Below are 9,038 nucleotides of genomic sequence, written 5' to 3' on the forward strand. Positions count from 1 at the left end.
CCATCAGCTCAAAAGAGGAAAGATGCCTGTTACTATGCTGCATTCCATGCCCCGCCCGGCCGTGCTTTTCGCCGGACAAGGCTCCGATTGGCAGGGTTTCATCACCACCGCCGCGCAGACTGCCGCCACCGCTGACTCCCTGCGCGAGGCCCTCGCCCAGGCCCGCAGCCTCACCGGCCCCGCCGCACGCACCATTGCCTCCACGTGCCCTGGCGCACTTGAGCGCCTCGAGCAGCTCATTGATGGTTCCGTCGAGCCCAATTCCCTCGACTCTCTGCCGGCAGTGTCCATCCCCGGCATCGTCCTTGGCCAGATTGCTGCCATCGAGCAGCTGCGTGATCTCGGCGTCGACATCGACGAGCGCGCTGGGCATTCGCAGGGAAGCTTGGGCGAGATGGCCGTCGACAAGCCAGTAGAAGCCCTGGCTCTGGCCATCCTGATGGGCACCGCAGCCAGCGCGGTCAACGGCTCCGACCCGCGCCCCCAGATGCTGTCCATCCGGGGCCTGGAGCGCAGCTTCGTCACTGAGCACCTACACGGCACCGCAGCCATCGCCGTGGTCAACGGCCGCCGCCACTTCGCGCTGTCCGGCAACCCGGAGGACCTGGCTGCCACCCGCACCGCCATCGAAGAGGCCGTGAAGAGCTTCAACGCCGAGCTGGAGAAGCGCACCATCGGTGGCGATGAGCTCAGCCCGCGCTTCGATGAGCTGCCCGTGGCCCTTCCCTTCCACAACGCGGTTCTCGCGCCGGCGGCTGAGCGCACCGTGGCGCTGGCTCAGAAGTGCGGCCTCGACGTGGATGAGGCCCGCACCCAGGCCGAGGCCATCCTGGTCAACGAACACGACTGGCCGGCCACGCTGGCCGCGCTCAACTCCGAGCACCTCATCGTTCTCGACCGCGCCTTGGCGAACATCACCCGCCGCGTGGTGCAGGGAACCGGGGTGACGGTGGTCTCCGCCGCCGCCCCGCAGGAGCTCGATGCGCTGGCGACGCCGGGCAATGAACTGCCCAAGGCCCTGAACTACGCTGACTTCGCCCCGCGCACCATCGAGCTTCCGAACGGCCGCACCTATACCCAGACCCGCTTCTCCGATCTCACGGGCCTGTCCCCGATCATGCTGGGTGGCATGACGCCGACCTCCGCTGATGGAGAGATCGTGGCCGCGGCAGCCAACGCCGGCCACTGGACGGAGATGGCCGGCGGCGGCATGTACTCCGATGAGGTTTTCCGCGCCCACCTGGCCACAATGGAGCAGCACCTGCGCCCGGGCCGCACGGCGCAGTTCAACACCATGTTCTTCGACCGCTTCCTGTGGAACCTCCACTTCGGCCAGGCGCGCATCGTGCCCAAGGCGCGCGCGGCCGGTGCGGCTTTCAACGGCGTGTGCATCTCCGCCGGCATTCCGGAAGTAGAGGAGGCCGGCGAGCTGCTGGACCGCCTCCACGCCGACGGTTTCCCCTTCATCTCCTTCAAGCCCGGTACCGCAAAGCAAATCCGCGATGTCCTGGCCATCGCCACGGCCTACCCGGAGGATCGCATCATCATGCAGGTCGAGGACGGCCACGCCGGCGGCCACCACTCCTGGGTCAACCTGGATGACATGCTGCTGGATACCTACGCCGAAATCCGCCAGCACCCCAACGTCTACCTGGCAGTCGGCGGCGGCATCGCCTCCCCGGACCGCGCCACCTCCTACCTCACCGGTGAGTGGGCGAAGAAGCACGGTATGCCGGCCATGCCTGTCGACTCCGTCTTCCTCGGCACCGTCGCCATGGCCACCAAGGAGGCCAAGGCCACTGATTCGGTGAAGGACCTGCTGGTCAACACCGCCGGTATCAGCCCGGAGCAGAACGACGGCTGGGTAGGCCGCGGCACCGGTGCGAACGGCGTGGCATCCTCGCAGTCCCACCTTTTGGCAGATATCCACGACCTCGATAATTCCTTCGCCGCAGCTTCTCGTCTGATTACGAGCCTGAGCATCGAGGAGTACCCAGCACACCGCCAGGAAATCATCGACGCCCTGGCCAAGACCTGCAAGCCCTACTTCGGCGATGTCGAGTCCATGACCTACGCCGAGTGGATCGAGCGTTTTGTGACGCTGGCCCACCCGTTTGTGGATCCGACGTGGGATGACCGCTTCTTCGATCTCCTCCACCGCGTCGAAGCCCGCCTGAACCCGGCGGACCACGGCCAGATTGAAACCCTCTTCGCAAGCCTTGAGGACGTCCACGACGCCCCCGCAGCCGCAGCGAAGCTGCTGGAGGCTTACCCCGCCGCACGCACCACCGAGGTCTCGGCGCGCGATGCCGCCTGGTGGATTTCCCTGCACTACAAGCACGTCAAGCCCATGCCGTGGGTACCGGCCCTGGACGGTGACCTGAAGTCCTGGTTCGGCAAGGACACGCTCTGGCAGGCGCAGGATGAGCGCTACACCGCTGACCAGGTGCGCATCATCCCCGGCCCCGTGGCCGTGGCGGGTATTACCAAGAAGAACGAGCCGGTGGCAGACCTGCTTGCCCGCTTCGAGCAGGCCACCACGGATGCGCTGCTGGAGCAGGGATCGACCCCGCAGAAGGCTTTCTCCCGCCTGAATTCCGCCGCCGATGAGGCCGCGTTCCTGCGTACTTCCCCGACCCTGCTGTGGCACGGCCACCTCATGGCCAACCCGGCTTATGAGATGGATGAGAACGCCTTCGACCTGCGCCAGGATGCCGAGGGCAACTGGGAGATCGTCATCACGGCCGACTCCTACTGGGATGACCTGCCGGAGGAGCAGCGCCCCTTCTACGTCCGCGAGGTCACCGTCCCTGTGGACCTGCCGGAGGATGTAGCCACGGGTGGCTCCCCGGTGGTCTCCGAGGAGCGCCTGCCCAACTCCGTCTTCACCCTCCTGGAGGGCCTGGCTGGTGTCGGCTCCACGGCGGAGCAGGGCGATGAAATCACGGAGATGCCCACCGTCGAGTCGGGCTACTCCTTCCACTTCCCTGCCTCGCTGCTCTCCGCACACAGCGCGGTGACCTGCGGCGATGCTGCAGCCGAGAAGGCCGGCACCCCGGATGTTCTGGTCGGCCCGTGCTGGCCGGCCATCTACGCCGCGCTCGGCTCCGGCCGCCTGGAGGACGGCTACCCGGTCATCGAAGGCCTGCTCAACGCGGTGCACCTGGACCACGTCATCGACCTGCGCGTGCCGCTGGAGCAGCTTGCCGACGGCCGCCAGATCGACGTCACCTCCTCCTGCACCGCCATCGAGGAATCCGTCTCCGGGCGCATCGTCACGGTGGAGCTGGAGCTCAAGGACCACGCCTCCGGTGATGTCGTGGCCACGCAGATGCACCGCTTTGCCATCCGTGGCCGCGCCACCGGCACCGCCGCACCGAGCCAAGCACCGGAGTGGGGCGGCGGCAAGTCCGCCACCAAGGTGGTGCCGACGCCGCGCTCCTTCGTCGACCGCGCCACCGTCACCGCCCCGCAGGACATGACGCCCTTCGCTCTAGTCTCCGGTGACTACAACCCGATTCACACTTCCTATAACGCGGCCCAGCTGGTGAACCTACAGGCACCGCTGGTGCACGGCATGTGGCTCTCGGCCGCCGCACAGCAAGTGGCCGGGCGCCATGGCCGCGTGGTGGGGTGGACCTACTCCATGTACGGCATGGTGCAGCTGGGCGATGACATCGAGGTCACCGTTGAACGCGTCGGCCGCAAGGGCATCCACCAGGCCCTCGAAGTCACCTGCCGCATCGACGGCGAGGTGGTCTCCCGCGGCCAGGCCCTGCTTGCCGCGCCGACCACGGCGTATGTCTACCCCGGCCAGGGAATCCAGGCCGAAGGCATGGGCAAGGGCGACCGCCAGGCCTCCCCGGCAGCGCGCGAAGCGTGGCGCCGTGCTGATGCGCATACCCGCGAGAACCTCGGCTTTAGCATCCAGAAGGTCATCGATGAGAACCCGACGGAGCTCACCGTCCGCGGCACCACCTTCCGACACCCGCAAGGCGTGCTGCACCTGACCCAGTTCACGCAGGTGGCCCTGGCTGTAGTGGCCTATGCCCAGACCGAGCGCCTGCGCGCCGAGGACGCCCTGGCCCCGACCTCCTACTTCGCCGGCCACTCCCTGGGCGAGTACACCGCGCTAGCCTCGCTGGCGAATATCTTCGACCTTGAAGGTGTCATCGACATCGTCTACTCCCGTGGTTCCGCCATGGGCAGCCTGGTCCCGCGCGATGCGGAGGGCAACTCCGAATACGCCATGGCGGCACTGCGCCCGAACATGGCGGGCATTGATGCCGACAACGTCGACGCCTGGGTGGCTGAGGTCGCCGAGGCCACCGGCGAGTTCCTGGAGATTGTTAACTACAACATCCGCGGCCAGCAGTACTCCGTCGCCGGCACCAAGAAGGGGCTCAAGGCCCTGGTGGACAAGGCCAATGCCATCGCCCCGCGCGCGGCCGTCATGGTCCCGGGCATCGACGTTCCTTTCCACTCCCGCGTGCTGCGCGAGGGCGTTCCGGCCTTCGCGGAGAAGCTCGATGAGCTCCTGCCGCAGGAGCTGGATCTGGACGCCCTGGTAGGCCGCTACATCCCGAACCTGGTGGCCCGCCCCTTCGAGCTGACCCAGGACTTCGTCGATGCCGTGGCACCGCTGGCTCCCTCCGGCAAGCTGGACGGGCTGAAGGTGGAGGACCTCTCCGAGCACGAGCTCGCCCGCCTGCTGCTCATCGAGCTGCTGTCCTGGCAGTTCGCTTCGCCCGTTCGTTGGATTGAGACCCAGGAACTCCTCTTCGGCAAGGTCGAGCAGATCATCGAGGTCGGCCTGGCTTCTTCCCCGACGCTGACCAACCTGGCCACCCGCTCGCTGGCCGTCGCCGGCATCCCGGAGGGCACCATCCGCGTGCTCAACGTGGAGCGCGACCAGGAGCAGGTCATGCTTGCCGACGTCTCCGAAGCCCCCGCCGCCGAACCGGCTCCGGAATCCGACGCCGAAGAGGCACCGCAGGCGAACGAAGCACCAGTCGAAACTGCCGAGGCTCCGGCCGCCGCACCAGCTCCTGCACCTACCGCGGCAGCTGCGAGCGACGCCCCCGAGCTGCGCTTCGGTGCGGCGGAGGCCATCATGGTGCTCTTCGCCTTCCAGAACAAGATCCGCGTGGATCAGATCACGGACTCCGACACCGTGGAAGAGCTGACCAACGGCGTGTCCTCGCGCCGCAACCAGCTGCTCATGGACATGTCCGCGGAAATCGGCGTGCCGGCCATCGATGGCGCCGCCGATGCCGACGTGGCCACGCTGCGCGAGAAGGTCGCCACCGCCGCCCCGGGCTACTCCGCTTTCGGCCCGGTGCTGGGTGAGGCCGTGGGCGCGCGCCTGCGCCAGCTCTTCGGCGCTGCGGGCCTCAAGCCCACCGCCGTGGCGGACTACGTCACCGGAACCTGGGGCCTGCCCGAATCCTGGGTTGCCCACGTCGAGGCGGAGATCCTGCTCGGCTCCCGCGAGGAGGACTCCGTGCGCGGCGGCTCGCTGAGCACCGTGCCGGCCACGGCCACCTCCAAGTCCGCAGCACACGAGCTGATCGACGCCGCCGTCCAGGCCGTCGCCGCTACCCACGGCGCCTCCGTATCCAAGGGCGCTGCCGCCGGTGGTGCCGGTGGCGGTGCCGTGGTCGACTCCGCTGCTTTGGATGCCTTCGCCGAGACCGTCACCGGTGAGAGCGGCGTGCTGGCTACTGTCGCCCGCCAGGTTCTCTCCCAGCTGGGCTTGGACTCCGAACCGGAGCTCATCGAGGCACCTGATACCACCGTCATCGATGCCGTCGAGGCAGAGCTCGGCTCCGGCTGGCTCAAGTCCGTTACTCCCTCCTTCGATGCGAACAAGGCCGTGCTTTTCGACGACTCCTGGGCCATCGCCCGCGAGCGCCTCGCCCGCCTGGCGCTGGGCCAAGCCGAGTACCCAGTGGACAGCTTCCGCGGTGCCGGCGAGGACCTAGCGCGTCAGGCCCGCTGGTGGAAGCGCGAGGATATCGCGAAAGCCGCCATGGACACCGCCCCCGGCGCGTTTGCCGGTGAGGTTGCCCTGGTCACGGGTGCCGCCCCTGGTTCCATCGCCACCGCGCTGGTGGAGCGCCTGCTGGAGGGTGGTGCGACCGTCATCATGACCGCCTCCCGTGTCAGCCAGGCCCGCAAGGAATTCGCGCGCACGCTCTACGCCGAGCACGGCGCTGCCGGTTCCGCCCTGTGGCTGGTCCCGGCGAACCTGTCCAGCTTCCGCGATATTGACGCGCTCATCGACTGGATTGGCACCGAACAGCGCGAGTCCGTGGGCAACGAGGTCAAGATCCTCAAGCCCGCGCTGACCCCGACGCTGGCCTTCCCCTTCGCCGCGCCGAGTGTCTCCGGCTCGCTAGCGGATGCCTCCGGAACGACCGAGACGCAGGCCCGCCTGCTGCTCTGGTCCGTCGAGCGCACCATTGCGGGGCTGGCGAGGTTGAGCCAGGGGGACGTCGACAAGCGCTGCCACGTTGTCCTGCCAGGCTCGCCCAACCGCGGCACCTTCGGTGGCGACGGCGCCTACGGCGAGGTCAAGGCCGCGCTCGATGCCATCCTCAACAAGTGGAAGGTCGAGGCCGGCTGGCCGCAGGGTGTCACCCTGGCTCAGGCCAAGATCGGCTGGGTTGCTGGCACGCACCTCATGGGCGGCAACGATGGACTGGTGCCCGCCGCCGAGAAGGCCGGAATCAAGGTGTGGAGCCCGGAGGAGATTTCCGCCGAGCTCATGGACCTGGCCAGCGCCGACTCGCGCGAGCAGGCAGCTCACGCCCCGGTGGAGAAGGACCTCACCGGCGGCTTGGAAGGCTTCTCCCTCAAGGAGCTTGCTGCCGATGTGGAGCCGGCCGAAACCACTGGCGCAGCTGCATATGAAGAAAAGGACGCCCCCGCCACCATCACCGCGCTGCCCAACCAGGTGCAGGCAGTACAGCCTGGCTTGGAGGAAGAAGTTGGCCAGGTCACCACGGACCTGGAGGATATGGTGGTCATCGCCGGTATCGGCGAGGTCTCCTCGTGGGGCTCCGGCCGCACGCGCTTCGAGGCCGAGTATGGCCTGCAGCGTGATGGTTCCGCGGAACTAACCGCCGCTGGCGTACTGGAGCTGGCCTGGATGACCGGGCTGGTGGAATGGCGCGAGGACCCGCACCCGGGCTGGTTCGTCGTGGAGAGCGATGAGGAGATCGCCGAAGAGGACATCTTCGAGCGCTTCCGCGATGAGGTCGTCGCACGCTCCGGCGTGCGCACGCTGACGGATAAGTATCATCTCACCGACCGCGGTTCCATCGACCTGACCACCGTCTTCCTGGACCGCGACGTCACCTTCACCGTGGATTCGGAGGCCACCGCCCGCGATATCCAGGACGCGGATCCGGAGTTCGTCACCATCGTCGAGGTGGACGGCGAATGGCAGGTCACCCGCCGCCAGGGTGCGACCGTCAAGGTCCCGCGCAAGGCCACGCTGACCCGTACCGTCGCCGCGCAGATGCCGGATGATTTCGACGCCGCCAAGTGGGGCATCCCGGAGCACATGCTCGACTCCCTGGACCGCATGGCGGTGTGGAACCTGGTCAGCGCGGTGGATGCCTTCACCCAGGCCGGCTTCTCCCCGGCGGAGCTGCTGCGCTCCATCCACCCGGGCCAGGTGGCCACCACGCAGGGCACCGGTATCGGCGGCATGGAGTCCCTGCACAAGGTCTTCGTCACCCGCTTCCTCGGTGAGGAGCGCCCGTCGGACATCCTGCAGGAGGCCCTGCCGAACGTCATCGCGGCGCACACTATGCAGTCGCTCGTGGGCGGCTACGGTTCCATGATTCACCCGATTGGTGCCTGCGCTACCGCAGCGGTGTCGATTGAGGAAGCCGTGGACAAGATTGCCCTGGGCAAGGCCGACGTGGTCGTGGCCGGCGGTATCGACGATGTCCAGGTGGAATCCCTCCAGGGCTTCGGCGACATGAACGCCACCGCGGAGACCGCGAAGATGACCGCCAAGGGAATCGATGATCGCTTCATCTCCCGCGCCAATGACCGCCGCCGCGGCGGCTTCCTCGAAGGCGAGGGCGGCGGCACGGTCCTGCTCGTTCGTGCCTCACTAGCAGCCGACTTAGGACTGCCGGTGCTCGCGGTGGTCGCCCACGCGGCCTCCTATGGCGACGGCGCCCACACCTCCATCCCGGCCCCTGGCCTGGGCGCTCTGGGTGCTGGCCGCGGCCGGGAGAACTCCCGCCTGGCGCGCTCGCTGCGCGGTCTGGGCCTCACCCCCAACGACGTCAGCGTCCTGTCTAAGCACGACACTTCCACCAACGCCAACGATCCCAACGAGTCGGAGCTGCACTCCCTGCTGTGGCCAGCGATTGGCCGCGATGAGGATCAGCCGATGTTCGTCATCTCCCAGAAGACACTCACCGGCCACTCCAAAGCGGGTGCCGCGCTCTTCCAAACCGGCGGCATCATCGACGTCTTCCGCACGCACCGCATCCCGGCGAACGTGTCCCTGGACTGCGTCGACCCGCTCATCGCCCCGAAGGCGCCGAACCTGGTGTGGCTGCGCTCCCCGCTGGACCTCGGCTCTGCGGGCCACAGCGTGAAGGCCGCGGCACTGACCTCGCTTGGCTTCGGCCACGTCAGCGCGCTCATCGTCTACGCCCACCCCGGCGTGTTCGAGCAGGCCGTGTCCCAGCAGCGTGGGGCGGATGCCGCTGCCGAGTGGCGGAAGCGCGCCGAGCAGCGCCTGCGCGCCGGCCGCGCCCACTTCGAGGCCGGCATGCTCGGCCGCGCACCGCTCTTCGAGGTCATCGACGGCCGCCGCCTCCCAGCACGCGACGCCAAGGTGATGATTGACGGCTACGGCCTCGTCGACGCCGACAAGGCCGCGGAAATCTCCATGCTCCTCGACGCCGATGCGCGCCTGGGCGCAAACGGGGAGTTCCCGAGTGTGTAGTCGTTAGCAATTAGGGCCAGTTCGTACTGGCTTAAGGGACATTTCGTGTGGATAAACC

The 9,038-nt window shown here is 67.7% G+C and carries 1 protein-coding gene; it reads left to right on the plus strand.

The genetic code is table 11. The features are described from left to right. Positions 1-22: 22 nt before the first annotated feature. Positions 23-8,980 (plus strand): type I polyketide synthase, encoded by an 8,958-nt coding sequence (locus HMPREF2807_RS12915; RefSeq protein ID WP_070513492.1) that lies wholly within the window; start codon positions 23-25, stop codon positions 8,978-8,980. The last annotated feature ends 58 nt before the right edge of the window (positions 8,981-9,038 follow it).

Origin of the sequence: Corynebacterium sp. HMSC074A09 (assembly GCF_001811545.1) — a bacterium.
Lineage (GTDB): Bacteria > Actinomycetota > Actinomycetes > Mycobacteriales > Mycobacteriaceae > Corynebacterium > Corynebacterium hiratae.